At 69.0% G+C, this 22,338-nt stretch carries 24 protein-coding genes; 15 read left to right on the plus strand and 9 right to left on the minus strand.

From position 1 onward, the window contains the following. Window positions 1-34: 34 nt before the first annotated feature. From ISP17_RS06420 to ISP17_RS06440, 5 genes are all read left to right on the plus strand, one after another. Window positions 35-349 carry a pentapeptide MXKDX repeat protein gene (locus ISP17_RS06420; RefSeq protein ID WP_404631156.1) on the plus strand — a complete coding sequence of 105 codons (315 nt, stop codon included), beginning with the start codon at window positions 35-37 and terminating at the stop codon, window positions 347-349. A 163-nt stretch (window positions 350-512) separates the two neighbouring features. After that, entirely contained in the window at window positions 513-902 is a 390-nt protein-coding gene (gene rsfS, locus ISP17_RS06425; protein ID WP_404631158.1) for a ribosome silencing factor, read from the plus strand. A 219-nt stretch (window positions 903-1,121) separates the two neighbouring features. Continuing rightward, a complete protein-coding gene (gene rlmH / locus ISP17_RS06430; protein WP_404631160.1) occupies window positions 1,122-1,592 on the plus strand; it encodes a 23S rRNA (pseudouridine(1915)-N(3))-methyltransferase RlmH in 471 nt (156 codons plus the stop codon). A gap of 54 nt (window positions 1,593-1,646) precedes the next feature. Then, entirely contained in the window at window positions 1,647-2,093 is a 447-nt protein-coding gene (locus ISP17_RS06435; RefSeq protein WP_404631162.1) for a GNAT family N-acetyltransferase, read from the plus strand. A 23-nt stretch (window positions 2,094-2,116) separates the two neighbouring features. After that, complete coding sequence (locus tag ISP17_RS06440; RefSeq protein WP_404631164.1) at window positions 2,117-2,686, plus strand: Maf family protein; 570 nt, start codon at window positions 2,117-2,119, stop codon at window positions 2,684-2,686. Between the two features lie 15 nt (window positions 2,687-2,701). Here ISP17_RS06440 and ISP17_RS06445 read toward each other — a convergent pair whose 3' ends face one another. Continuing rightward, the gene (locus ISP17_RS06445) at window positions 2,702-3,589 is read right to left on the minus strand and encodes a CPBP family intramembrane glutamic endopeptidase (RefSeq protein ID WP_404631166.1); all 888 of its coding nucleotides are present in this window, start codon (window positions 3,587-3,589) and stop codon (window positions 2,702-2,704) included. A 151-nt stretch (window positions 3,590-3,740) separates the two neighbouring features. Between ISP17_RS06445 and ISP17_RS06450 the strand changes: the two genes are divergently transcribed. Further along, window positions 3,741-5,312: a TerC family protein gene (locus ISP17_RS06450; RefSeq protein WP_404631168.1), complete on the plus strand. Its 1,572-nt coding sequence runs from the start codon at window positions 3,741-3,743 to the stop codon at window positions 5,310-5,312. Between the two features lie 7 nt (window positions 5,313-5,319). Here ISP17_RS06450 and ISP17_RS06455 read toward each other — a convergent pair whose 3' ends face one another. After that, window positions 5,320-5,715, minus strand: a complete 396-nt coding sequence (locus tag ISP17_RS06455) for an MAPEG family protein (RefSeq protein WP_404631170.1) — start codon at window positions 5,713-5,715, stop codon at window positions 5,320-5,322. A 114-nt stretch (window positions 5,716-5,829) separates the two neighbouring features. Here ISP17_RS06455 and ypfJ point away from each other — a divergent pair, with 114 nt between their 5' ends. From ypfJ to ISP17_RS06475, 4 genes are all read left to right on the plus strand, one after another. Continuing rightward, window positions 5,830-6,693: a KPN_02809 family neutral zinc metallopeptidase gene (ypfJ, locus tag ISP17_RS06460; RefSeq protein ID WP_404631172.1), complete on the plus strand. Its 864-nt coding sequence runs from the start codon at window positions 5,830-5,832 to the stop codon at window positions 6,691-6,693. 11 nt (window positions 6,694-6,704) lie between these two features. Next, complete coding sequence (locus ISP17_RS06465; protein WP_404631174.1) at window positions 6,705-6,932, plus strand: hypothetical protein; 228 nt, start codon at window positions 6,705-6,707, stop codon at window positions 6,930-6,932. 103 nt (window positions 6,933-7,035) lie between these two features. Continuing rightward, entirely contained in the window at window positions 7,036-7,422 is a 387-nt protein-coding gene (locus tag ISP17_RS06470; RefSeq protein WP_404631176.1) for a YkgJ family cysteine cluster protein, read from the plus strand. A 219-nt stretch (window positions 7,423-7,641) separates the two neighbouring features. After that, a complete protein-coding gene (locus ISP17_RS06475) occupies window positions 7,642-8,151 on the plus strand; it encodes a hypothetical protein (protein ID WP_404631178.1) in 510 nt (169 codons plus the stop codon). Here the strand turns inward: ISP17_RS06475 and ISP17_RS06480 are convergent, their stop codons facing one another. From ISP17_RS06480 to ISP17_RS06490, 3 genes are all read right to left on the minus strand, one after another. Further along, entirely contained in the window at window positions 8,152-8,943 is a 792-nt protein-coding gene (locus ISP17_RS06480; protein ID WP_404631180.1) for a dioxygenase family protein, read from the minus strand. It lies immediately after the preceding gene. Between the two features lie 95 nt (window positions 8,944-9,038). Beyond that, window positions 9,039-10,631, minus strand: coding sequence for a tetratricopeptide repeat-containing sulfotransferase family protein (locus tag ISP17_RS06485; protein ID WP_404631182.1), 1,593 nt, complete (start codon window positions 10,629-10,631; stop codon window positions 9,039-9,041). A 136-nt stretch (window positions 10,632-10,767) separates the two neighbouring features. Continuing rightward, on the minus strand, window positions 10,768-12,633 hold the full coding sequence (locus ISP17_RS06490) for a DEAD/DEAH box helicase (protein WP_404631184.1): 1,866 nt from the start codon (window positions 12,631-12,633) through the stop codon (window positions 10,768-10,770). Window positions 12,634-12,748: 115 nt separating this feature from the next. Between ISP17_RS06490 and ISP17_RS06495 the strand changes: the two genes are divergently transcribed. Both ISP17_RS06495 and fghA read left to right on the plus strand, forming a co-directional pair. Further along, entirely contained in the window at window positions 12,749-13,498 is a 750-nt protein-coding gene (locus ISP17_RS06495; RefSeq protein WP_404631186.1) for an SDR family NAD(P)-dependent oxidoreductase, read from the plus strand. 74 nt (window positions 13,499-13,572) lie between these two features. Continuing rightward, window positions 13,573-14,421 (plus strand): S-formylglutathione hydrolase, encoded by an 849-nt coding sequence (gene fghA / locus ISP17_RS06500; protein ID WP_404631188.1) that lies wholly within the window; start codon window positions 13,573-13,575, stop codon window positions 14,419-14,421. Between the two features lie 153 nt (window positions 14,422-14,574). Here fghA and ISP17_RS06505 read toward each other — a convergent pair whose 3' ends face one another. Continuing rightward, a complete protein-coding gene (locus tag ISP17_RS06505) occupies window positions 14,575-15,915 on the minus strand; it encodes a DEAD/DEAH box helicase (RefSeq protein WP_404631190.1) in 1,341 nt (446 codons plus the stop codon). Window positions 15,916-16,355: 440 nt separating this feature from the next. Here ISP17_RS06505 and ISP17_RS06510 point away from each other — a divergent pair, with 440 nt between their 5' ends. Continuing rightward, window positions 16,356-16,658, plus strand: coding sequence for an EF-hand domain-containing protein (locus ISP17_RS06510; RefSeq protein WP_404631192.1), 303 nt, complete (start codon window positions 16,356-16,358; stop codon window positions 16,656-16,658). 107 nt (window positions 16,659-16,765) lie between these two features. On the opposite strand, the gene ISP17_RS06515 is transcribed toward ISP17_RS06510, so the two are convergent. Next, window positions 16,766-18,319 (minus strand): M4 family metallopeptidase, encoded by a 1,554-nt coding sequence (locus ISP17_RS06515; protein WP_404631194.1) that lies wholly within the window; start codon window positions 18,317-18,319, stop codon window positions 16,766-16,768. A 230-nt stretch (window positions 18,320-18,549) separates the two neighbouring features. Between ISP17_RS06515 and ISP17_RS06520 the strand changes: the two genes are divergently transcribed. After that, window positions 18,550-19,782, plus strand: coding sequence for an MFS transporter (locus ISP17_RS06520; protein WP_404631196.1), 1,233 nt, complete (start codon window positions 18,550-18,552; stop codon window positions 19,780-19,782). A 37-nt stretch (window positions 19,783-19,819) separates the two neighbouring features. Further along, window positions 19,820-20,305 (plus strand): FKBP-type peptidyl-prolyl cis-trans isomerase, encoded by a 486-nt coding sequence (locus ISP17_RS06525; protein ID WP_404631198.1) that lies wholly within the window; start codon window positions 19,820-19,822, stop codon window positions 20,303-20,305. Between the two features lie 163 nt (window positions 20,306-20,468). Here the strand turns inward: ISP17_RS06525 and ISP17_RS06530 are convergent, their stop codons facing one another. Both ISP17_RS06530 and ISP17_RS06535 read right to left on the minus strand, forming a co-directional pair. Next, window positions 20,469-21,029: a C40 family peptidase gene (locus ISP17_RS06530; protein ID WP_404631200.1), complete on the minus strand. Its 561-nt coding sequence runs from the start codon at window positions 21,027-21,029 to the stop codon at window positions 20,469-20,471. A 57-nt stretch (window positions 21,030-21,086) separates the two neighbouring features. Beyond that, window positions 21,087-22,337: a TonB family protein gene (locus ISP17_RS06535; RefSeq protein ID WP_404631202.1), complete on the minus strand. Its 1,251-nt coding sequence runs from the start codon at window positions 22,335-22,337 to the stop codon at window positions 21,087-21,089. Between the last annotated feature and the right edge of the window lies 1 nt (window position 22,338).

A 22,338-nucleotide genomic window follows, 5' to 3' on the forward strand; every position in this document is an offset into this window, starting at 1 on the left:
GCTGGCTGCACACCCACTTTCAGGAGAACGTCACATGAAAAACATCAGCAAGCTCGCGCTCGGCCTCGCCTGTGCCCTGTTCGCCGGCAGCTTCGCCACCGCCGCCCTCGCGCAGGATTCGATGGCCCACGACAGCGGCTCGGCGATGAAGGACGACGGCATGAAGCATGATTCGATGAAGCACGACTCGATGAAGCATGACGCCATGAAGGGTGACGCCATGAAGCACGATGCGATGAAGGGCGACGCGATGAAGGGCGACGGGATGAAGCACGACGCCATGAAGAAGGACGACGCGATGAAGGGCGATGCCATGAAGGGTGATGCCATGAAGAGCGGCGGCATGTGATTGCGTTCGGGCTCCGGCGCCCAGGCCGGAGCCCGTCGCCCGACCGGCGCGCCTGCGCGCCCGTTCAGGATCCCGGCCCGCGCCCGGCGTCGGGGCGCCACGGAGGGGCGGTATACTTCGCCAGCGTGATTCCGCGCTGCGATTTGCACCGAGGCTCTCCCTCTTGGCTACCTCTTCCCGCACCGACAAGTCGGTTACCACTTCCAAGCTGCGCCAGCACGTGATCAACGCGCTGGAGGAACTCAAGGCCAAGGACGTTCGCGAGATCGACGTTCGCGGTCGCACGTCCATCGCCGATCTGCTGGTGATCGCCTCGGGCACCTCGGCCCGGCACGTCAAGTCCATCGCCGACGAAGTGGTGAAGTTCGCCAAGAAGGCTGGCGTGATGCCGCTGGGCGTGGAAGGCGAGCAGGAAGCGGAGTGGGTGCTGGTGGACCTGGGCGATGTGATCGTTCACGTCATGCTGCCGCGCATCCGCGAGTTCTACGGTCTCGAACGCCTGTGGACCGTGGGCGACCGCGAGCACGATGCCAGCGCGGCCAGCGCCGGTTGAAGGTTTTCTGTGGGGACAGCACTGTGGGCAAGGACTGTTCCTGCGACCCGGCGGCCACGAAGCACGCAATGCTTTGAGAACATCCTTCCGATGAATAGCCACGCCAGCTGCCGCTCACCTTCGTCCCCCTCGATCTGCTCGGGGCGAAGCTCTCTCCAGCGGGGAGCGGGAGCGAACGTAGCGCTGCACGCCGCGTCGCTTGATTGAAGCGGGCTCACGATGCGCGCCCGCCTGATTGCCGTTGGCGAACGCATGCCAGGCTGGGTGGCCGAGGGCTTTGCCGAATATCGCAAGCGGCTCTCACACGAGCTGCCGCTGGAGCTGATCGAGCTCAGGCCCGGCGCGCGCGGCAAGGGGCGTGACGATGCCCGCGCGATCCTCGACGAAGGCGCCGCGATGCTCGCGGCGATTCCGCGCGATACCCACGTGATCGCCCTCGACGGTCGCGGCAAGAGCTGGTCCAGCGAGGAGCTGGCGGCCCAGCTGGGCCAGTGGCGCATGGCCGGCCGCGACCTCGCCTTCCTCATCGGCGGACCGGACGGCCACGCGCCGGACGTGCTGGCCCGCGCCGAGCAGCGCTGGTCGCTGGGGCCGCTCACCTTGCCGCACATGCTGGTGCGGCTGGTGCTGGCCGAGCAGCTGTATCGCGCCACCACCATTGCCGCCGGGCATCCCTACCATCGTGCCTGAGTCGCCGACCGGGACACCGGTAAGCTGATGGCTCCATTTGACGACGAGTCGCCCATGACGCTCTCCATCCGCCTTGCCCATGTCCACGATCTCGATGCTCTCGCGCCGCTGTTCGACGCCTACCGCCAGTTCTACGGTCAGGCTCCCGACCTGTCGCGCGCACGCGCCTTCCTGGCCGAACGCTTCGCCCATCACGAGTCGCTGATCCTGCTGGCCGAGCGTGACGGTGCGGCAGTGGGGTTCACCCAGCTCTATCCGCTGTTTTCCTCCGTGCGTACTGCGCGGGTCTACCTGCTCAACGATCTGTTCGTCGCCGCTTCGGCTCGTCGCGCCGGCGTGGCGCGCGCGCTGCTCACGGCCGCAGCCGAGCATGCGCGGGCACTCGGTGCGGCGGGCCTGAGCCTGTCCACCGCGCTGGACAACGCGCCGGCGCAGGCGCTGTACGAGTCGCTGGGCTGGGTGCGCGACCGGCAGTTCTGCGAATACAGTCTGGCGCTCTGACCTCGCCGCCAGCGGATCGCGCCATGCTCTACCTCGCTTCCCAGTCTCCCCGTCGTCGCCAGCTGCTGGAGCAGATCGGCGTGGCCTTCCAGGTGATCGACGTCGAAGTGCCGGAAGTGCGCGGTGCCGGCGAATCGCCGCGTCATTACGTCAGCCGCGTGGCGCGCGACAAGGCGCTGGCCGGCCTGGCTGCGGTCGCCGATCCCCACGCCGTGGTGCTGGGCAGCGACACCGAAGTGGTGCTGGACGACGAGGTGTTCGGCAAGCCCGCCGATGCGGCGGATGCGGCAGCCATGCTGCACCGGCTGTCCGGTCGCACGCACGAAGTGATCTCGGCCGTGTGGGCAGTCACGGCCGATCATCAGGACAGCGAGCTGTGCGTCTCGCGCGTGCGCTTCGCAAAACTGGATGACGCCACCATCGCCACCTACGCCGCCACCCGCGAACCGTTCGGCAAGGCTGGTGCCTATGCCATCCAGGGCCGCGGCGGGGTGCTCGTCGAGCATCTGGAAGGCAGCTATTCCGGCGTCATGGGCCTGCCGGTGTTCGAGACGGCGCGGCTGCTCGCGCGATTCGAGCACCGGCGTCGCTGAGTCCCGGGGTCGGGCTCAGCCCGGCGGATGCGTCATCACGAACCAGCCCGCCACGGCGAGCAGGTTGTTGATGCCGTGGGCCATCACGGCCGGCCACAGCGAGCCGGACTTGAGGCGCAGCCAGGCGCAGCCGATGCCGAGCAGGGCGAGGTTGGGCACGGCGTACCAGCGCCAGCCGAGGTCGGGCAGGTGGACCATGCCGAACAGCAGTGCGCTCAGGCCGATGGCCAGCACGATGCGCGCGTTGCCGACGGCGGGGAGCATTGCCTGACGCTGGCGAAAGCCGAGCAGGGACGAGAACAGCACGCCGCGGAACAGGGCTTCCTCCACCAGCGGCCCCAGCGTGACGGCCGACAGCGCCAGCACCACGCGTCCGCCGAGCGAGGCGCTTTGCCCCATCTGCGCAATGCTCTGGGTCACCGGGTGGCTGCCGGCGAGCAGGTGGGTGAGCATCCCGCCGATGACCGGTACCGCCACGCCAAGCGCCAGCGCGGCGGCGTAGAAAGCCACGCTGGAGCTCGGCGCGAAACCGAAGCCCTGCCACGCCTGCGCCAGCCGCCACTGGCGCGGCCAGCGGCGATGCACGATCCACAGGGTGACCGAGGCGGCGATCAGCAACGTGGCCGCGGTGACCCCGGTACGCAGGTCCGGATTGCTCATGGCGACCTGCAGCGCGTGGAGCGTGTGGTCGCCGCCCGTCTTTGCACCGCCGTGCGCAAAACCGATGCGCATGCCGACCACCAGCCCGACCAGCGAACCCGCCGTGAAGCCGACCGCCAGCTGCAGGGCGAAATACAGCGCCAGCAGGCCGATCGCCTCGCCGACGCCGGGCGCGCGCACCGGAGCGGGTGGAGCCGGTGGTATCGGTGGCGGGGCGGCAAACACGTCGGTGGCGGCATTCACGGGGAGCAGGATTCCTTTCGGCGGACGGGCGCGCTGACGCTAGCGGTTGGCGTCGCCCCGGTGCAATCCCTGCCATCGGTCATGGTGCTGCGGGGCTGCTTGTATAGTGGAGCGTCACTGCACGGAGGACACGCGCGCCGAGGCGCCGCCCATGTTCGCATTCGACTGGCTTGCCGACCCCACCGCCTGGGCCGGTCTTCTCACCCTGGTGGTGCTGGAGATCGTGCTGGGCATCGACAACCTGGTGTTCGTCGCGATCCTCGCCGACAAGCTGCCACCGGTGCACCGCGACCGCGCCCGCATCAGCGGCCTGGCGATTGCGCTGATCATGCGGCTGGTGTTGCTCGGTGCGATGAGCTGGCTGGTCAAGCTCACCACGCCCATCGCGCAATGGCAGGGTTTCTCGCTGTCCTGGCGCGACATCATCCTGCTGCTGGGCGGCGCATTCCTGCTGTTCAAGGCCACGCTGGAGCTGCACGAGCGGCTGGAGGCGGCGGACGTGGGCGAGGGCGGCACGCGCGCGCCGGCAAGATTCTGGCTGGTGGTTGCGCAGATCGTGGCGCTGGACGCGGTGTTCTCGCTGGACTCGGTGATCACCGCCGTGGGCATGGTCGATCACCTGTCGGTGATGATGATCGCGGTGGTCGTCGCGATGGTGCTGATGATCAGCGCCAGCAAGCCGCTGACCGCCTTCGTCAACGCGCGACCCACGGTGATCATCCTGTGCCTTTCGTTCCTGCTGATGATCGGCTTCAGCCTGGTGGCGGAAGGCTTCGGCTTCCACATTCCCAAGGGCTACCTGTACGCGGCGATCGGCTTCTCGATCATGATCGAGGTGTTCAACCAGACCATGCGGCGCAACCGCCAGCGCAGCCTGCTGGGCAGCGCACGGCACCTGCGCGACCGCACTGCCCAGGCGGTACTGCGCCTGCTTGGCGCCGGCGGCGCGGAGGAGGACGGCGAACCGGCCAAGCCATCCGCCGGCACCGACGAGGAAGCGCCGGCGGTGGCGGTGTTCGGCAAGGACGAGCTGTCCATGGTGCAGGGCGTGCTGGATCTGGCCCAGCGGCCGGTGCGCTCGATCATGACGCCGCGTCCGGAGATCCGCTGGATCGACCCGCGCGACGACCTGCCGACCGTGCGCCGCGAGCTGGCCGAGGCCGGCCACGGCTGGCTGCCGCTGGCGCAGGACGACCTCGACAATCTCATCGGCGTGGCCTCCACCCGCGACCTGATGGCCAGCCTGCTCGACCACGGCCGCATCGACCTGGACAGCGTGGTGCGCAAGCCGCTGATGGTGCTCGAATCGCTCAGCGTGTTGCGGCTGATCGACGAGTTCCGCCGCGCGCCGCTGCAGGTGGCACTGGTGGTGGACGAGTACGGCAGCCTGCTCGGGCTGGTCACGCCCAGCGATGTGCTGGAGGTGATCGCCGGCGAGTTTCCCGATGCGCTGGGCAGCGATCCTTCGGCCCGCCAGGACGAAGACGGTGCATGGCTGTTCGACGCCGGTCTCGACGTGCGCCGCGCCGAACAGTTGCTCGGCCAGCGCCTGAACGTGGACGACAGCTTCTCCACCCTGGCCGGCCTGGTGCTGCAGCAACTCGGGCGTTTCCCGCAGGTGGGCGACGGCGTGGTCGCTGACGGCTGGCGCTTCGAGGTGATCGCGATGGATGGCGCCCGCATCGACCGTCTGCGCGTGGTGCCGGCCACCGCTGCCGGTTGAGGGACGCTCAGCCGACCAGCAAGGCGCGCACCACGCCGATCGCCGCCAGCACCAGCACCGCCAGCCAGGCCAGCGTGCCGGTGACGAAGCCGCCGCCGCGTTTGGCCGGATCGGCCAGATAGGCGCCGAAGTACCACACGCGTCCCACGATCCACACTAGCCCGGCGATCCCGGCCCAGCCGGCAAAGCCGTGCGTGGCCGCGAGCCACAGCGTGGGCAGGAACAGCACGGTCTGCTCGATCGTGTTCATCTGCACGCGATAGGCCCGCTCGAAGCCTTCGTGGCCGCTGGTGGCCGGCGCCTTGATGCCGTACTTGCCGCGGGCACTGCCTACCGCGAACACGGTGGCCGCGAGCAGCAGCACGTTGAGCAGGGTGACCAGGGCGGGCAGTTGCTGGAGCATCGTCAGTCCTTCGGGTTTGCGCGGCGCAGGTGCCGGGTGCCGATCGTGGCAGGAGCCGGGGCGAGGCGCTATCGTCGCCAGGGACACGCCGGAAGCGGCGAGGGAGAGCAGGCCATGCGTTGGCAGAAAGGGCGTCGCAGCGACAACGTGGTGTTCGATGACGGCAGCGGTGGCGGCGGGCCGCGCTTCGGCGGCGGTCGCGGGCTGGGGCTGGGCGGCATCGTGATCCTGGCCATCCTCGGGTTGGTGTTCTTCAAGGATCCGACTGCGCTGCTCAACCAGGTCGACACCGGTGGCGGCACGGCGGCACCGGCAACCACGCCGGCCAATCCCAACGATCCGCAGGTGGATTTCGTGCGCGCCATCCTCGGCGACACCGAGGACGAATGGGGCCAGATCTTCGCCCAGCAGGGCCGCCAGTACGAGCAGCCCAAGCTCACCCTGTTCTCCGGGCGGGTGAACACCGCCTGCGGCGCGGCGACGGCGGCGGTGGGGCCGTTCTACTGCCCGGGCGACCGCCACGTGTACCTGGACCTGGCGTTTTTCCAGGAGCTGCAGGACCGTTTCCACACCACCGGCGATTTCGCCCGTGCCTACGTGATCGCCCACGAGGTGGGCCACCACGTGCAGAACCTGCTGGGTGTGTTCGACAAGGTGGACGCCGCGCGTCGCCAGGGCGCCACGCTGCAGGGGGCGAACGGCCTCTCGGTGCGCCAGGAACTGCAGGCCGACTGCCTCGCCGGCGTCTGGGCGCACAGCGCCGAGCAGCGCAACCAGTGGCTGGACCCGGGCGATCTGGAAGCCGCGCTCAACGCCGCCAGCCAGATCGGCGACGACACCCTGCAGCGCGAATCGCGCGGCGAGGTGATGCCGGACTCGTTCACCCACGGCACCTCGGCGCAGCGCGTGCACTGGTTCAAGGCCGGCTTCGACAGCGGCGACATGGGCCAGTGCAACACGTTTGCCGGCCCGGTCTGAGGAGCCCTGCAATGTCGGGCATGGCGCTGGGAATTCCCATCAGGCTGGCGATGGGCATGGGCAGCGGCATCGCCATCGGCGTGGCCAGCGGTGCGCAGGCCGGCCGTCGGCAGGTTTGCAAGGACGTGGCAGCGTGGCTGCAGCAGCACGGCGTCGTGTTGACCACGCCGGACGGCGGCGCGGTGGATGCGCCGGCCCTGCTGGCGGTGGTCGCCGGCAAGCCCGGCAACCGCGGCTAAACGCCGCCGTGCGCAGCCGGGCGATGGCACGCTCCGCCGTGCCCGCCCACGATCTAGAATCCGCGCGCTGCGCGCCTCGGGGTGCGCCACTCCCGGTCGGTCCATGCTGCATCCCTGCCTGCGCTGCGGCGCCTGCTGCGCCCATTTCCGCGTGGCCTTCCACTGGTCGGAGGCCGAGTCGTTCCTCGGTGGCGAGGTACCCGCCGAACTCACCGCCAAGCTCGATCCGCACCGGCTGGTGATGCGCGGCACCGAGTCCAAGCCGGTGCGCTGCGTGGCCCTGCAGGGCGAGGTGGGCGTGCAGGCGAGCTGCGGCATCTATGCGCAGCGGCCCTCGGTGTGCCGCGAAGTGGCGCCATCATGGGAGTTCGGCGAGGCCAGCGCGCAGTGCGACAAGGCGCGTCTGGTGCACGGCCTGCCGCTGCTGACGCCGCAGGACTGGATCGATCCCTCCGGTGCGGGTGCACCGCCGCTGCCGCGCAGCGCCTGAGCGTCGAACTCGCGGGGCGCGCTGCGCGTCACGCGAATTGACGTCTTTCGCGTCGTCCATTTCTCCGGGTGGGATGGTTTGCAGCCGAAGGATTACGCCCGTAATCTTCATCGAAATTACGAACGTAATCCGAGGGTGGCAATGGCAAACCAGCGCGAAGCAAGGTGTGCAAGGCTGGCGATGAGCGGCTTGGCGACGTCGCGATCGGTGGTGGCATTCATGCTGCTGGCCGGGCTCGCCGCTTGCTCCAGCCATGCCGTGCGTCCCGATACCCCGCCACCCAACGAGGGGGACGCCTCCTGGCACGCGGTCGAGCAGCCGGAAACCGTGCACTATCAGCTCGCCATGGGCGAGGTATCCAGCGGCGCTACGGCCTTCCAGCGCGTCACCCCGATCTATCCGGTCGCACAGCTGGCAGCCTGCCCGCCCGCGGTGGAAGTGACCGCCAAGCTGATCGTCGATCGCGCCGGCAAGGTTACCGACGTGCGCCCCGGCAACGCTGCCTCCGCGGAAGCGGATCTCGCGCCCTACCTCGACGCTACGCGGACGGCCGCGCTGCGCTGGCAGTTCAATCCGCTGCAGATCAACCACTGGGCCGCCGACGCCAATGGCGAGAGCCACGTGGTGGACAGCCGCACCGAGCCCTTCAGCCTGGACTACCTGTTCCGCTTCACCTGCCACGCCGGCAAGGCGCAGGTCACGGTCGGCGACAAGCTGGCATCGGGCTGATCAGGCGGCCGCATCGAAGCGATAGATGTCCATCGCCAGGATGCCCAGGTCGACGCCGGCATCCAGCCGCTGCGCCCGTGCGCCTTCGCCCGCGACGCCCATCGCCACGAACAGCGGCAGCAGGTGCTCGTCGGTGGGGTGCGCGCGTTCGGCGAACGGCGCCTGCCGGCGGTAGTCGAGCAGGGCCGCGGTATCGCCGGCGGCGAGGCGCTCCTCGATCCAGCGGATGAAAGGCCGCACGTACGGCGCCTCGCGTTCGGTGCTGTAGCCGGCGGCCAAGTCGTGCAGGTTGTGGGTGATCGAACCCGAACCGATCACCAGCACGCCATCCTCGCGCAAGGAAGACAGCGCGCGACCCACTGCCAGCAGGTGCGCCGGACCGCCGCGCGGCTGGATCGACAGCGGCACCACCGGGATATCGGCCGCCGGATACATCAGCCGCAGCGGTACCCACACGCCGTGGTCCAGCCCACGCGAGGCATCCACGATTGCCGGCAGGCCGGCCGCCGCTAGTCGCTGCGCGACCTCGCGGGCAAGCGCCGGGTCACCGGGTGCCGGATAGCGCACCTGGTAAAGCGCCGCCGGAAAGCCGCCGAAGTCGTGCACCGTCTCCGGTTGTGCGGCGGCACCCACCTGCGGGCTGCGCGCGAGGTAATGCGCGCTGGCCACCACGATCGCGCGCGGACGCGGCAACGCCGCGGCCAGCTCGGCCAGTCGTGCGCCGGTGGCGCCGGGCTGCAGCGCGGTCAGCGGCGAGCCGTGGGAAACGTAGAGGCTGGGCAGGGCGGTCATGGCGGACTCCGGTCGATGCACCCAACATAAGGGCATCGCGCGGATTTTCGTCGTCGCCTCGCGCAACAGCCTGTTGCGCGAGGCGAACGCCCGCGTCAGTTGCCCGCGAGCGCCTGGCGCAGCGGATCGAGCAGCGCGCCGTAGCGTTCGGCGCGGGCGGTATCGCGGCGCAGCGGCTGACGCACCTGGGATGCGCTGGGCGTGCGCACGCTGCGCATGGCGCGGTGGTAATCGAGGCAGGCTGGGTCGAACGGCAGGCCGCAGAACGCCAGCAGATCGCGGATCTCGCGCTCCGGGTCATCCAGCAGCGCCTCATAGCGCTGAATGCGCACACGCTGCGGCTGCTCCACCTGCCAGGTCGCCATCGCGCGCTGGTAGTCGCGGGTGTAGGTGCCGATGTCGCCCAGGTCGCAGGCGAAGTGCGGCAGTCGGTAGAACTGCTGCTTGAAGCACGACCAGCCCGCTTCCAATGCGTCGCGCCGTGCGTCGACGATGTGCGCCCCCGGCAGCATCGCGCCGAGCAGGCCGGCATATAGCCAGTTCTCCGGCAACTTGTCGGTGTGCCGCGGGCGCTGCGTGCGCCAGCGCGCGGTGCGTTCCAGATAGCGTCGGCCCAGCCGCTGCCAGTCATCCGCGCTGGCCGCGGGCATCCACGCCAGCAGTGGTTGCTGGTGCCGGTTGGACTCCTCGGCGATCACCGCCTCCAGGTCGTCCAGTTCGCTGGCACCTTCCACCTGCGGATGCGCGGCGAGGATCTGCTCGAACAGTGTGGAGCCCGAGCGCGGCAGGCCGACGATGAAGATCACTTCGCGCCCCAGCGTGGCGTCCAGCGGCGCAGGCAGGTGTTGGCTCGCGTCGAGCACGCGGGCGACGTGGGCGGTGAAGGTCGGCGCGTGCCACGGTGCCAGTTGACGCATGCGCGCGTTGGCGGCGGCGAGCGCGGCGAAGGCTTCCGGGTGACGATCGCGGTCTTCCAGCGCCTTGCCCAAGGCGAAGCCCATCGCGATGCGGTCGCTGTCGGCCACTCCCGGGTGCTGCACAAAGGAGGACAGCGCGGAGATGTCCTCATCGCCAAGCGACTGTGTCTTGATGTTGGCCAGCCCGCGCCAGGCGTCGCCGCAGGCGCCGTGACGCGCCAGCGCGGCGCGGTAGTGCACAGCCGCTTCGTCGAAGCGACCCAGGTGCACCAGCGCGTCGCCGGCGAGGATATGCGCCGGCAGCAGGTCCGGCGCCAGCGCGGTGGCCTGCTCCAGCGCGCGCAGCGCCTCCTCGCTGTCGCCCAGCTGCTGCAGGTTGCGACCAAGGTTGAACCAGGCCATCGGGTAATCGGGCGCGGCCACGCAGGCCTGTCGCCAAATGACGAGCGCATCGTGCATGTCGCCACGCTGGGCCAGCGCGCTGGCCAGGTCGTTGAGCACCAGCGCATCGTTCGGGGCCAGTGCGAGAGCCTTGCGCAGGATGGTGACGGCGTCGTCGATGCGGCCGCGCCGGGTGGCCGCGATGCCCTGCATGCGCAGTACTTCCGCGTGTCGCGGCGCCAGCCGCTGCAGCGCGTCGAGCAGGCGGTCGGCGGCGTCGAGCTGGCCGTCGCGGATCGCCCGCGCGGCGGCATGCAGCTGCTCGCGCTGCGACACGGACAGGCCGCTCAGGCGCGGATCGAAACCGGGGCGGGGCGGGGCGGGCGTCATGCGGCGAGCGGGGCGGGAATCATCCGCTGATGGTACGGGGCGATTGCTCGTCCGGGCGAGCGGTGCATAGCGTGAACGGCCTGCCAGAAAAGCGAAACCCGCGCCGGGCGCGGGTTTCGTGGGTCGAGCGAAAAGCTCAGTACTTGCGGCGGGGCGGCTTGCCGCCGCTGCTGCCGCCGGGTCGCGGCTTGCCCTTGAAGCCGCCCGGACGCGGGCCGGTGGTGGAGCGCGGCGGCGGACGGTCGGCGGCGCCGTCGTCCTTGCCGTCCCACTCGTGGATGCGCAGCTGATGCTGCACCACCCACACCTTCTTGAGGTGCTCGAACACTTCCTTGGGCATGCCGTCGGGCAGGTCGATCAGGCTGTACTCGCCGCGGATGCTGAGGCGGCCGATGAAGCTGCTTTCCAGCCCGGCCTCGTTGGCGATAGCGCCGATGATGTTGCCCGGCTTCACGCCGTGGTCGTGGCCGACCTCGACGCGATAGGTGCGCTTGCCTTCCTCGGTGACGTGGGCGCGCTGTACCGGGCGGGAAAACGATTCGCGCGGGCCGGCATCGCGATCGCGCGGCTCGCGTTCGCGCTCCGGGCGGGCACTGCGCTCAGGCCGGTCGCCGCTGCGCTCACGCGGCTCGTGCTCGCGTGCCGTGAATTCGCGCTTGGGCGGCGGCGTCAGCAGCAGCGGCTGGTCGCCCTGGGCGATGCGCGCCAGTGCCGAAGCGATCTCGATCGCCGGCACGTTGTGTTCCTGCTCGTATTGCTCGATCAGCTGCTGGAAAAACTCCAGCTCGCCCTGCGCGAGGGTGTCGCTGATGCGCTGCTTGAAGCGGCCGATGCGCACGTCGTTGACGGCCTCGACGGTGGGCAGCTTCATTTCCTCGATCGGCTGGCGGGTGGCGCGCTCGATCGCGCGCAGCATGCCCTTCTCGCGCGGCGTGACGAACAGGATCGCCTCGCCGTTGCGCCCGGCGCGGCCGGTGCGACCGATGCGGTGCACGTAGCTCTCGGTGTCGTAGGGAATGTCGTAGTTCATCACGTGGGTGATGCGCTCCACGTCCAGACCGCGCGCGGCCACGTCGGTGGCCACGAGGATGTCGAGCTTGCCGTCCTTGAGCTGCTGGATCACCCGCTCGCGCTGCGGCTGGGCGATGTCGCCGTTGATCGCGGCGGCGGCCAGTCCCCGCGCCTGCAGCTTCTCGGCCAGCTCTTCGGTGGCCTGCTTGGTGCGCGCGAAGATGATCATCGCGTCGAACGGCTCGGCTTCCAGGATGCGCGTGAGCGCGTCGAGCTTGTGCAGGCCGCTCACCCACCAGTAGCGCTGGCGGATGTTCGCCGCAGTGGTGGTGGAGGACTTGATGGTGACCTCCACCGGGTCCTTCAGGTGCTTCTGCGCGATCTTGCGGATCACCGTGGGCATGGTGGCCGAGAACAGCGCGACCTGGCGCGTCGGCGGCGTGGCCTCGAGCACTTTCTGCACGTCGTCGATGAAGCCCATGCGCAGCATCTCGTCGGCTTCGTCGAGCACGAGGTACTTCAGCTCGGAGAGATCCAGCGTGCCCTTGTCCAGGTGATCGATCACGCGCCCGGGCGTGCCCACGATCACCTGCACGCCGCGGCGCAGCGCCTGCAGCTGGGGGCCGTAGCTCTGGCCGCCATAGATCGGCAGCACCTGCAGGCCGGGCAGGTGGGTGGCGTATTTCTGGAACGCCTCGGCCACCTGGATGGCCAGTTCGCGCGTGGGCGCCAGCACCAGCGCCTGCGGCTTGCCGGGTTTGAGCTCGATGCGCGAGAGGATCGGCAGCGCGAACGCGGCGGTCTTGCCAGTGCCGGTCTGCGCCTGGCCGAGCACGTCGCGCCCTTCCATCAGCGGCGGGATGGTGGCGGCTTGGATCGGCGAGGGCGACTCGTAGCCGACGTCGGCGAGCGCGCGCAGGATGTTCGGACTCAGCCCAAGCGCGGCAAAGCCGGCGGCAGCCGGGATGGAGTCGGGAGACGGGGATGACATCGGGGGAACCTCGGGGTGGCACGCCGGACGGCATGCGGGAGAATGGGCGCTATTGTAGCAGTCTGCGGGCGCGCGGCCCGCCTCGTAAAACGTTCAAGGCACAGGAGATTCAGGCATGGCAAAGCGTCTGGTGGGAAAGGTCGCGCTGGTGACGGGCGCCTCCTCGGGCATCGGTGAGGCGACCGCGATCGCGCTGGCGGAGGAAGGCGCGCGCGTGGCGGTGACGGCGCGCCGCCGCGACCGGCTGGACCAGCTTGCCGTGCAGCTCACCGCGCTCGGTGCCGAGCCGCTGGTGCTGGAGGCGGACCTGCTCGACGAGGCCGAGGCGCAGCGCGTGGTGCGCGATACCGAGGCGCACTTCGGACGTCTGGACGTCCTCGTCAACAACGCCGGCGTGATGTATCTGGAGCCGGTTGCCGAGGCCGACCTCGGCCGCTGGCGGCAGATGCTGGAGCTCAACGTGCTCAGCCTGATCGCCTCGACGCAGGCGGCGTTGGCCGGCATGACCGCGCGTGGCGACGGCCACATTGTCAACATTTCCTCGACCGCCGGGCGCGTGGCCAACCCGAACGCCGCGGCCTACTCGGCGACCAAGTTCGGTGTGGTGGCGTTTTCCGAGGCGCTGCGGCGCGAGGTGTACAAGCACGGGATCCGCGTGAGCGTGATCGAGCCGGGCGTGGTGGAGACCGAGCTGCGCGACCACATCGGCCATGCCGCGACCAAGGACGCGCTCAACGCCTGGGCCGACAGCATGCGCCAGCTGCAGTCGCGCGATGTGGCCGAGGCGATCGCGTTCTGCGTGACGCGCCCGCCGCACGTCAACATCAACGAGATCCTGATGCGCCCCACCGACCAGGAGCGCTGAGCCTGGCGACGGGTCGGGGCGTTCGCCCGTGCGGCTTATGATCGACATCTTGCGGTGATTCCATGGAGGTGGTGATGGACGGTTTCGAGACTCTTTCCGAGCAGGCCTGTTTCGGCGGCGTGCAGGGCTTCTACCGGCACGCCTCGACCAGCTGCGGCGGACCGATGCGGTTCGCCGTGTACCAGCCGCCGCAGGCGGTGCAGGGCAAGTGCCCGGTGCTGTACTACCTGGCCGGCCTCACCTGCACCGAGGAGACCGCCACCATCAAGGCCGGCGCGCAGCGACTGGCCGCGCAGTTCGGCCTGGTGCTGGTGATGCCCGACACCAGCCCGCGCGACACCGGCATCGAGGGCGCCACCGGCGACTGGGAATTCGGCGAAGGCGCGGGCTTCTACGTCGACGCCACGCAGGCGCCCTATGCCGGGCGCTTCAACATGCATCGCTACGTGGTGGAGGAGTTGCCGGCGCTGGTGGCGCGGCACTTCCCTGTCGATGCCGCGCGCAGCAGCATCTTCGGCCACTCGATGGGTGGCCACGGCGCACTCACCATCGCGCTGCGCCACCCGGAGCGCTACCGCTCGGTCTCGGCGTTCGCACCCATCGTCGCTCCCAGCCAGGTGCCGTGGGGCCAGAAGGCTTTGCCGCGCTACCTCGGCGACGATCCCGCCGCTTGGGCCGACTACGACGCCTGCGAACTGGTGCGCCGGCAGACCTTTCCCGGCACGATCCTCGTCGACCAGGGCGAGGCGGACAAATTCCTCGAAGCCCAGCTCAAGCCCGAGCTGTTCGACCAGGCCTGCGCCGAGGCGGGCCAGCCGCTGCTACTGCGCCGCCATCCCGGTTACGACCACAGCTACTGGTTCATCAGCACTTTCATGGAAGACCACCTGCGCCACCACGCTAGCGCGCTCGGCCTGTTGTAGGAGCCCGCTCGCGGGCGATGCTCTGGCTCTGATGCCACATCAAAGCGAAAAGCATCGCCCGCGAGCGGTCTCCTACTGGGTGATGTGCTGATGCGATCACGGACAGCAAAAGGGCGGCGCCTTGCGGCGCCGCCCTTTTTCATCGCCGTGTGATCAGGCCTTCGCGGCCGGACGACGCGAGCGGCGGCGCGAGCGGTTGCCTGCCGCGTGCTCGGCGCTGGCCTGCTGCACGTGGCCATGCGGGCGGTGGGACGACGCGTTCTTGCCGTTCGACGGGCGCGAGGACGACTGCCGGCCCTGGCGCTGGTTGCCGCCTCCTTGCACAGGACGCGGGGCACCGGCATCCAGCCGCAGCGGCGCGGACGGCTCGAAGCCTTCCACCGGGGTGATCGCGATGTCCTGCTTCACCAGCATGCGGATGTCGCGCAGCAGGCCGGATTCGTCGTGGCTCACCAGCGACACGGCCAGACCCTCGGAGCCGGCGCGACCGGTGCGGCCGATGCGGTGCACGTAGTCCTCGGCGACCATCGGCAGGTCGTAGTTGATGACGATCGGCAGCTGGTCGATGTCGATGCCACGCGCGGCGATGTCGGTGGCCACCAGCACGGTGACGCGACCGGTCTTGAAGTCGCTGAGCGCGCGGGTGCGGGCGTTCTGGCTCTTGTTGCCGTGGATCGCCGCGGCGCGGATGCCGGACACATTGAGGTAGGTGACCAGCTTGTCGGCGCCGTGCTTGGTGCGGCTGAACACCAGGCTCTGGCGGCGGCTGTCCTGCGACAGCACGTGCAGCAGCAGGTCGCGCTTGCGCGCGGCGTCGACCGGATGCACGTGGTGGCTGACCAGAGGTGCGACCGTGTTCGGTGGGGTCACCGACACTTCGCGCGGGTCGGTCATGAACTGCATCGCCAGCGCCTTGATCGGCGCGGCGAAGGTGGCCGAGAACAGCAGCGTCTGGCGCTTCTGCTTGGGCAGCGCGTTGACGATGCGCTTGAGTGCCGGCATGAAGCCCATGTCGAGCATGCGGTCGGCCTCGTCCAGCACCAGCGTGTCGATGCCGGTGACGTCGATGGTGCGCTGCTGCATGTGGTCGATCAGGCGGCCAGGGGTGGCGATCACCACGTCGACGCCGCGGCGCAGCGCGTTGATCTGCGGGCCCATGCCGACGCCACCGAAGATGGTGGTGGTGGCTACTCGCACGTACTTGCCGTAGTCGCGGAAGTTCTCGTTGACCTGCGCGGCCAGCTCGCGGGTCGGGGTGAGTACGAGCACGCGCGGGCGGCGCGTCTGCGTGTCGCCGCCCTGCAGCAGCTTGTGGATCACCGGCAGGGCGAACGCGGCGGTCTTGCCGGTGCCGGTCTGCGCGGCGGCGAGCAGGTCGTGGCCGGCGATCACCAGCGGGATGGCGCCGGCCTGGATCGGCGTGGGCTCGGTGTAGCCCTGGTCGGCAAGCGCGCGCAGCAACGCGGGCGCAAGGCCCAGCGATTCAAAAGACATGGAAACTCCTGGAGTGGTCTGCTGCGCTCCCTGATACCGCGCGGCGGACGATGAATTCGACGACCGCACATCGAAAGCGATGGCTGGTCGGGTGCCGTGCGCGCTACCGGGGTGGGGGAAAGGGCGAGGGCATGGCCATCGCCGCGATGTCCGCAAGGGAGTCGGGGGCGTCTACGAGCCGGCGTAGTGTAGCCGATCCGGCGCAGCCGTGCTTGCGGTGCAGCATGGAGGGCGGGGGCGCTGTTGCGCTGCGCCTCTTCGGCCGCGCGGGGGCGTCATCGGGGCCGGCATCGACAGGCTCGCCGCGATGCGGCACCACAGAAGCCTCCATGGTCGTACAGTGGGGCGCGGCCGGCGGCTCGACCGGTCAGCATGGCCCGGCATCCCCTCCAGGGATGTGCAGGGCTTTCCACATTGACCTGAAGAAAGGAGGCAGAGAAATGGTCCACGTGAAAGCAGGCCTGCTTGTTGCCCTGGTATGCGCGTTGTGCGCGATCCCGGCGGTGGCTGCGCCGAAGTTGCAACCAGGCGTCAAGGACGCCGGTGCAACCGATGCGCCCTCGTTCGAGGATCTGGACAAGAACCACGACGGCAAGCTCGTGCGCAGCGAGATGCCGAAGGATGTCGACGCCCTCAAACAATTGCGCGCGCATTTCCGCGAGGCGGATCTCGACGGCAACGGCTGGTTGTCGAAAGAGGAGTACCAGCGCTACGTCTCAAACATCATTTCTGCCGGAGTGTGATGGACCGTCCACCGGACCGGATGCGTCATGCGACCCGGGCGAGGTGCGGGTCACAAAAAAGCCGGCCCTCGCGGGCCGGCTTTTTCTTTACTCGATGAAGCGGTTGCTTACCTGCAGGTCACGCCCACGGCCGTGAAGGCCGCTGCCACGTCGCTGGCGGAATAGCCCAGGTCGGCCGCCGCACTCTCCACGCCGCAGGCGCCGGAGTCGAAGGTCGAGGTGGACGTCCAGTACAGCGCATTGGCGCGTTCGAACACTTCGAACGCCTTGCGCGTGTTCCACGTGCTCGTCTTGGCCAGGGTGCAGTAGGCCTTGTTGTAGACGCCGCTGGAGTAGTGCACATCGAGCGTGCTGGTGTAGTTGGCCTCGTTGTCGATGGAACGACCATCCAGCGTCGGCGTGCACATGTAGCGCAGCGCGGTGCCGTTCTTGAAGATCTCCGCGCCCACCAGCCAGTCGTTGCTGCCACGGTCGTAGTACTCGGCCGCTTCGCCGGCCATGTCCGAGAACGCCTCATTCATGCCGCCGGACTGGCCGGAGTAGGCGAGGTTGGAGTGCTGCTCGGTGAAGCCGTGGCTGATCTCGTGACTGGTCACGTCCAGCGACACCAGCGGATAGAACGTGCTGGCGCCATCGCCGAAGTTCATCGACGAACCGTTCCAGAACGCATTCTCGTAGTTGCGGTTGTAGTGCACGTTCATCACCAGCTGGAAATTCAGCGGCGGGGCGCCGAACCAGTTGTTGTACATGTCGTGCACCACGCCGCCGAAATGATGGGCGTCGTTGATCGGCGAGTACGCGCCGTTGATGGCGTCACCGTCGCTGTTGGGGCAGGTGAAGCTCCACAGCGTGCCGCCGGTGCGCTTCTGGTGCAGGTTGTAGGTGGCGACGTTGGTGTTCTGCATGTAGCAGGTGCTGCCCGACTGCTGCACGCTCAGCGCCGCGTAGTCGGTGCCGTAGAAGTACTCGCCGGTCTTGAGGTTGCCACCGGGGCCGGTCGCCGTGGTCGGCGTGGTGGTGCCACCGCCGCCGCCACCGCCAGGGCGCCCCTTGGTGGTGAGGCCTTCCCAGCTGGCGATCACTTCGCCGCTGTTGGCGTCGATCAGGGCGGTCGGGCGGGTGGGCTTGCCCTGCGCGTCGGTGAAGAACGAGGTCAGGTAGGCCAGACGGGCCTTGCTGCCTTCGGCATACACGAACAGGTCGTGCTTGACGTTGTGCAGGTCGGATGGCGACACGGCGTTGGCGCCCACGCCGAACGGCAGCAGGCCGGCGCGCTGGCGCAGGGTCTGTACGGCCTGGTCGGCGCTGATCGTCGGCGCGGTGGACGCGAGGTCGAAGCCGACACCGCTGGCCAGTCGGCCCTCGGCGCCGAGCACATTGCCGGCGCCGTCGCGCTCGACCACCACGGCATGGCCGTACACCGGCACGTGGCCGAACATCTGCTGTTCACGGGTCTTCAGGGTGCCGCGGACCGTGCGGCCCTGGGCCTGCGCGGAAAGCGAGGACTGCGAATCCAGCCCCAGGCGTGTGGCCAGGGCGGCCGGCGCGAGCTTGCCCATGGCGCCGGCGTGGATGGTGGTGGGCGTGGCGGCCTGGGCCGCAGAGATTGCAACGAGGCCGAGCGCGCCAAGCAGCGCGCCGACGAGCGGCTTTTGCATCATGTATCTGTACTCCCCGATTGGTGATTTGGCGCCTCGGCCCTCCCGGCCTCGGCGCCTCGACCGTCAGGCGGTAAGCGGCCGGTCCCCACCGGTCTGACGCGTGACCCGTCGACCCTACGCGCGTAATTCCTTGCGAGTCAATTGGCCAATTTCGTAGGGACGTGCGCCCCGTCACGCTGTGGGCTGCGTGCTAGCCTCCCCGGCTGCCCAATCTGGATCAGGAGCCTGGAATGTCCCTCGTTGCCGCACTGCGCGGACTCGACACGACTCAGCGCCACACCGTGCTGGCCAGCTTCCTGGGCTGGACGCTCGACGCGTTCGACTTCTTCCTGCTGGTGTTCGTGCTGGACGAGATCGCCACCGAGTTCCACGTCGGCCACACCGAGGTCACCCTTGGCATCCTGCTCACGCTGGCGGCGCGGCCGATCGGGGCGCTGCTGTTCGGGCGGCTGGCCGATCGCTACGGGCGCAAGCCGGTGCTGATGGTCGACGTGCTGATGTTCTCGGTGCTTGAGCTGGCATGCGCCTTCGCGCCCTCGCTCACCGCGCTGCTGGTGCTGCGCTTTTTCTTCGGCATCGCGATGGGCGGCGAGTGGGGCATCGGCGCCTCGCTGGCGATGGAAACCGTGCCGGCGAAGGCGCGCGGCGCGGTGTCCGGCCTGCTGCAGAGCGGCTACCCCTGCGGCTATTTCCTCGGCGCCCTGGCTTACTGGCTGGTGTTCAGCGTGTTCGGGCTGGGCTGGCGGGCGATGTTCGTGGTGGGCGCGCTGCCGGCGCTGCTGGTGCTGTACCTGCGCGCCAAGGTGCCCGAGTCGCCGGCCTGGCAGGCGGCGCGGGAACAGGGGCCGCACCGCGGCGCGGTGGCCGCCATGCGAGGCAACGGCAAGCGGCTGCTCTACATGATGCTGCTGATGGCGGCGTTCAACATGTTCAGCCACGGCTCGCAGGACATGTATCCCACCTTCCTCAAGTCGCAGATGCACTTCGATGCCGGCACGGTGGCCGTGCTCACTATGGTGCTCAATGCCGGCGCCATCGTCGGCGGGCTCACCTTCGGCAGCTGGTCGGAGCGGGTGGGGCGTCGACGCGCGATGGTGGTGGCCGCGCTGCTGGCGCTGCCGTGCATCCCGTTGTGGACGTTTGGCGGCTCGGTGGTGCTGCTGGGCATCGGCGCGTTCCTGATCCAGGTGATGGTGCAGGGCGCCTGGGGCGTGGTGCCGACCTACCTCAACGAACTGGCGCCGCATGACGTGCGGGCGACGCTGCCCGGCTTCGCCTATCAGCTGGGCAATCTGCTGGCTGCGGGCACGGCGTCGATCCAGGCCTGGCTGGCGGCCGAGCGCGGCGGCGACTACGCACTGGTGATGGCGGCCTGGATGGCCGCCGTGGCGCTGGCGCTGGCGTTCCTGGCCTGGCGCGGGCCGGAAGTGCGCGGGGTGTCCTTCGAGCCCGGCCGCTCCTGATAGAATCCCGGGTTTGCAATCGCACAAGAGACAGGCAATGAAGGCTGGCAAGGACAAGGTGATCTCGCTGCACTACACCCTCACGGTGGACGGCGAGAAGGTGGAAAGTTCGCACGATCGCGACGAGGCGCTGTGGGTGCTGCTCGGCCACGGCCAGCTGATTCCGGGGCTGGAGACGGCGCTGGAAGGCCACGAGGCCGGTGAGTCGCTGCAGGTGGACGTGGCTGCAGCCGACGGTTACGGCGAGCGCCAGGAAGGCCAGATCCAGCGCGTGCCGAAAAAGTATTTCCAGCAGGCGAACAAGCTCAAGCCCGGCATGACCACGGTGCTCTCGCTCAAGCAGGGCGGCCAGCGCGTGGTGACCGTGCACAAGGTCGGCATGACCACGGTGGACGTCGACCTCAACCACCCGATGGCCGGCAAGACGCTGCACTTCGACGTGACCATCAACGAAGTGCGCGACGGTACCGAGGAAGAGATCCAGCACGGCCACGCCCACCCGCCAGGCGCCGAAGCACACTGAGTGCGCTTCAAACGGAAAAAACAAAACGGCGCCGCAAGGCGCCGTTTTTCGTTCTCCCCTTCTCCCACGGCGAGAAGGCTGGGATGAGGGGTAAGGCTTGCCTCAAACTGCTCTTGTTGTGGCCTTCGCAGTGAAAGCCTCGCGGACTAGGCCCGCTACCGGCTCAATCCAGCAGCCGCTTCCCGAACTCGAAATGCTCGCGCCAATAGGGCCCGTCGATGTCGTCCAATCTCACCGTGCCGCCCGAGTTGGGCGCGTGCACGAAACGCCCCTGGCCGACGTAGACGCCCACGTGGCTGATGCCGCTGCGGCTGCCGAAGAATACCAGGTCGCCGCTGGCCAGTTCCGTCATGCGCTTCACCTTCTGACCCATCTCGGACATGGCGCGCGAGCTGTGCGGCAGCGCGATGTCGGCGGCGTGGCGGTAGATGTAATCCACCAGACCGCTGCAGTCGAAGCCGGATTGCGGCGTGTTCCCGCCCCATTTGTACGGCGTGCCGACCAGCGCCATCGCGCGGAACAGCACGTCATTGGCCACTTGGGCGGTGGCCGCCGAGGGCGCGCGCGCTGGCAGGTCGGCCAGCGCGGAGTGCGAGGTCTTGAAGGTGGGCTCGCGCCGGTGCGGTGCGCTGGAGCAGGCGGCCAGCAGCAGGGCCGCCGCTGCCATGGATACCCAGGGAAGCTGGCGTGGCAGGGACCGGGTGGCGCGGGGGCGGGTAGTCATACAGCAGGCCCGACGGAAGGTGCGTCGAGCCTACCAATCCATCAAAAGACTTTCAAATCAGTGCTTTTCTGGCTTTTTTGCATTTTGATTCTCGGAATCTGCCGCGGGTGCGGCATCGGGCAGCGTGTCGATCTGAAATTTCACCGGCACCCGCGCGTAGCTCTCGATCGGCTGGCCGCCCTTCATGGCGGGATTGAAATGCCACTGCATCGCCGCATCGCTGGCGGCGGCGATCAGGTTTGCCGAGGTCGTGGTGCTTGCCTTGGGGTCGTAGTCCACCGCCTTGACGGTGCCGTCGGGGTTGACCAGCACCTGCAACATGACCGTGCCTTTCTCCTTGTTGAGGATGGAGGCCTTTGGGTAACGCGGCTGCGTACGGAGATTGGCCTGCAGATCCTGCGTGGCCCGGCCGCTCGGGTCGGCGACCCGCGGCGACGCCTGCGCAGCCAGGCAGATGCCGCCGATGACACACGCCGTGGCCAGATACCCGGCGAGGCGGCGTGCGGTGGGGGTGCGATCGCGTCGAATCATCATCAGGCGTTCCTTCAGTTGCGGCTCGGCGAGCCAGGGGATGAGCACCGGCGCGGCGTCCATGCCGGTGCTGGCGAGCAGGGTGCGGGCGTAGTTGCCCGCGTCGTGTGTGTTGCGATGCAGAGTGCGCTCGTCACAGGCCAGCTCCTGGTCGAGCCGGAAGCGCGGCAGCGCCAGCCACGCCAGCGGGTGGAACCACAGCAGCGCGGCGAGGATTTCGGCCAGCAGGCTCCACAGCGGATCGCGGCGGGCGAGATGCGCCTGCTGGTGGGCCAGCACCAGCACGCGCTGTTCGGCACCGAAGCGCCGGGTGAAGTCCGCCGGCAGCAGGATCAGGCTGCGCCACGACCACAGCACCGCCGGTCCCCGCGAATGCAGGCGCAGGCGACGCGGGTCCAGCGTGGGATGCTCGTGTCGGCAGTGCGCCAGCAGCTCCGGCGGCAATGGGCGACAGCGGCGGCGCAGTCGTGCATAGGCGAGCGCCAGGCGCAGCAGGGCGAAGGTGGCGCCGACCAGCCACAGCGCCATCCACGGCACGCCTCCCGCCACGGCGGACCCCGGCAATGCCGGACTGGCGAGCGTGCCCGGCAGGACGATCACCGGCGCCAGCAGCTGCCAGCGCGCGGGCAGCGTCGGCAGCCACGGCAGCGCGCCGAGCAGCACCGGCCACAGCCAGAGGGTGAAGGCCGGACCGGCGCCGAACAGCTTCCGCGCGGGCTTGCGCAGCGCCAGCACGAGCAGCAAGCCGGCGCTGAGGTCGATCAGGCTGGCGAGCATC

The sequence above is a fragment of the Dyella ginsengisoli genome, from assembly GCF_044904665.1.
Lineage (GTDB): Bacteria > Pseudomonadota > Gammaproteobacteria > Xanthomonadales > Rhodanobacteraceae > Dyella_A > Dyella_A ginsengisoli.

Excerpts from the sequence above, each read along its gene's own strand:
- ISP17_RS06420 (WP_404631156.1), top strand. The coding sequence starts at position 35 with ATGAAAAACATCAGCAAGCTCGCGCTCGGCCTCGCCTGTGCCCTGTTC.
- rlmH (WP_404631160.1), top strand. The coding sequence starts at position 1,122 with ATGCGCGCCCGCCTGATTGCCGTTGGCGAACGCATGCCAGGCTGGGTG.
- ISP17_RS06435 (WP_404631162.1), top strand. The coding sequence starts at position 1,647 with ATGACGCTCTCCATCCGCCTTGCCCATGTCCACGATCTCGATGCTCTC.
- ISP17_RS06440 (WP_404631164.1), top strand. The coding sequence starts at position 2,117 with ATGCTCTACCTCGCTTCCCAGTCTCCCCGTCGTCGCCAGCTGCTGGAG.
- ISP17_RS06450 (WP_404631168.1), top strand. The coding sequence starts at position 3,741 with ATGTTCGCATTCGACTGGCTTGCCGACCCCACCGCCTGGGCCGGTCTT.
- ISP17_RS06455 (WP_404631170.1), bottom strand. The coding sequence starts at position 5,715 with ATGCTCCAGCAACTGCCCGCCCTGGTCACCCTGCTCAACGTGCTGCTG.
- ypfJ (WP_404631172.1), top strand. The coding sequence starts at position 5,830 with ATGCGTTGGCAGAAAGGGCGTCGCAGCGACAACGTGGTGTTCGATGAC.
- ISP17_RS06465 (WP_404631174.1), top strand. The coding sequence starts at position 6,705 with ATGTCGGGCATGGCGCTGGGAATTCCCATCAGGCTGGCGATGGGCATG.
- ISP17_RS06470 (WP_404631176.1), top strand. The coding sequence starts at position 7,036 with ATGCTGCATCCCTGCCTGCGCTGCGGCGCCTGCTGCGCCCATTTCCGC.
- ISP17_RS06475 (WP_404631178.1), top strand. The coding sequence starts at position 7,642 with ATGCTGCTGGCCGGGCTCGCCGCTTGCTCCAGCCATGCCGTGCGTCCC.
- ISP17_RS06480 (WP_404631180.1), bottom strand. The coding sequence starts at position 8,943 with ATGACCGCCCTGCCCAGCCTCTACGTTTCCCACGGCTCGCCGCTGACC.
- ISP17_RS06485 (WP_404631182.1), bottom strand. The coding sequence starts at position 10,631 with ATGACGCCCGCCCCGCCCCGCCCCGGTTTCGATCCGCGCCTGAGCGGC.
- ISP17_RS06490 (WP_404631184.1), bottom strand. The coding sequence starts at position 12,633 with ATGTCATCCCCGTCTCCCGACTCCATCCCGGCTGCCGCCGGCTTTGCC.
- ISP17_RS06495 (WP_404631186.1), top strand. The coding sequence starts at position 12,749 with ATGGCAAAGCGTCTGGTGGGAAAGGTCGCGCTGGTGACGGGCGCCTCC.
- fghA (WP_404631188.1), top strand. The coding sequence starts at position 13,573 with ATGGACGGTTTCGAGACTCTTTCCGAGCAGGCCTGTTTCGGCGGCGTG.
- ISP17_RS06505 (WP_404631190.1), bottom strand. The coding sequence starts at position 15,915 with ATGTCTTTTGAATCGCTGGGCCTTGCGCCCGCGTTGCTGCGCGCGCTT.
- ISP17_RS06510 (WP_404631192.1), top strand. The coding sequence starts at position 16,356 with ATGGTCCACGTGAAAGCAGGCCTGCTTGTTGCCCTGGTATGCGCGTTG.
- ISP17_RS06515 (WP_404631194.1), bottom strand. The coding sequence starts at position 18,319 with ATGATGCAAAAGCCGCTCGTCGGCGCGCTGCTTGGCGCGCTCGGCCTC.
- ISP17_RS06520 (WP_404631196.1), top strand. The coding sequence starts at position 18,550 with ATGTCCCTCGTTGCCGCACTGCGCGGACTCGACACGACTCAGCGCCAC.
- ISP17_RS06525 (WP_404631198.1), top strand. The coding sequence starts at position 19,820 with ATGAAGGCTGGCAAGGACAAGGTGATCTCGCTGCACTACACCCTCACG.
- ISP17_RS06530 (WP_404631200.1), bottom strand. The coding sequence starts at position 21,029 with ATGACTACCCGCCCCCGCGCCACCCGGTCCCTGCCACGCCAGCTTCCC.
- ISP17_RS06535 (WP_404631202.1), bottom strand. The coding sequence starts at position 22,337 with ATGCTCGCCAGCCTGATCGACCTCAGCGCCGGCTTGCTGCTCGTGCTG.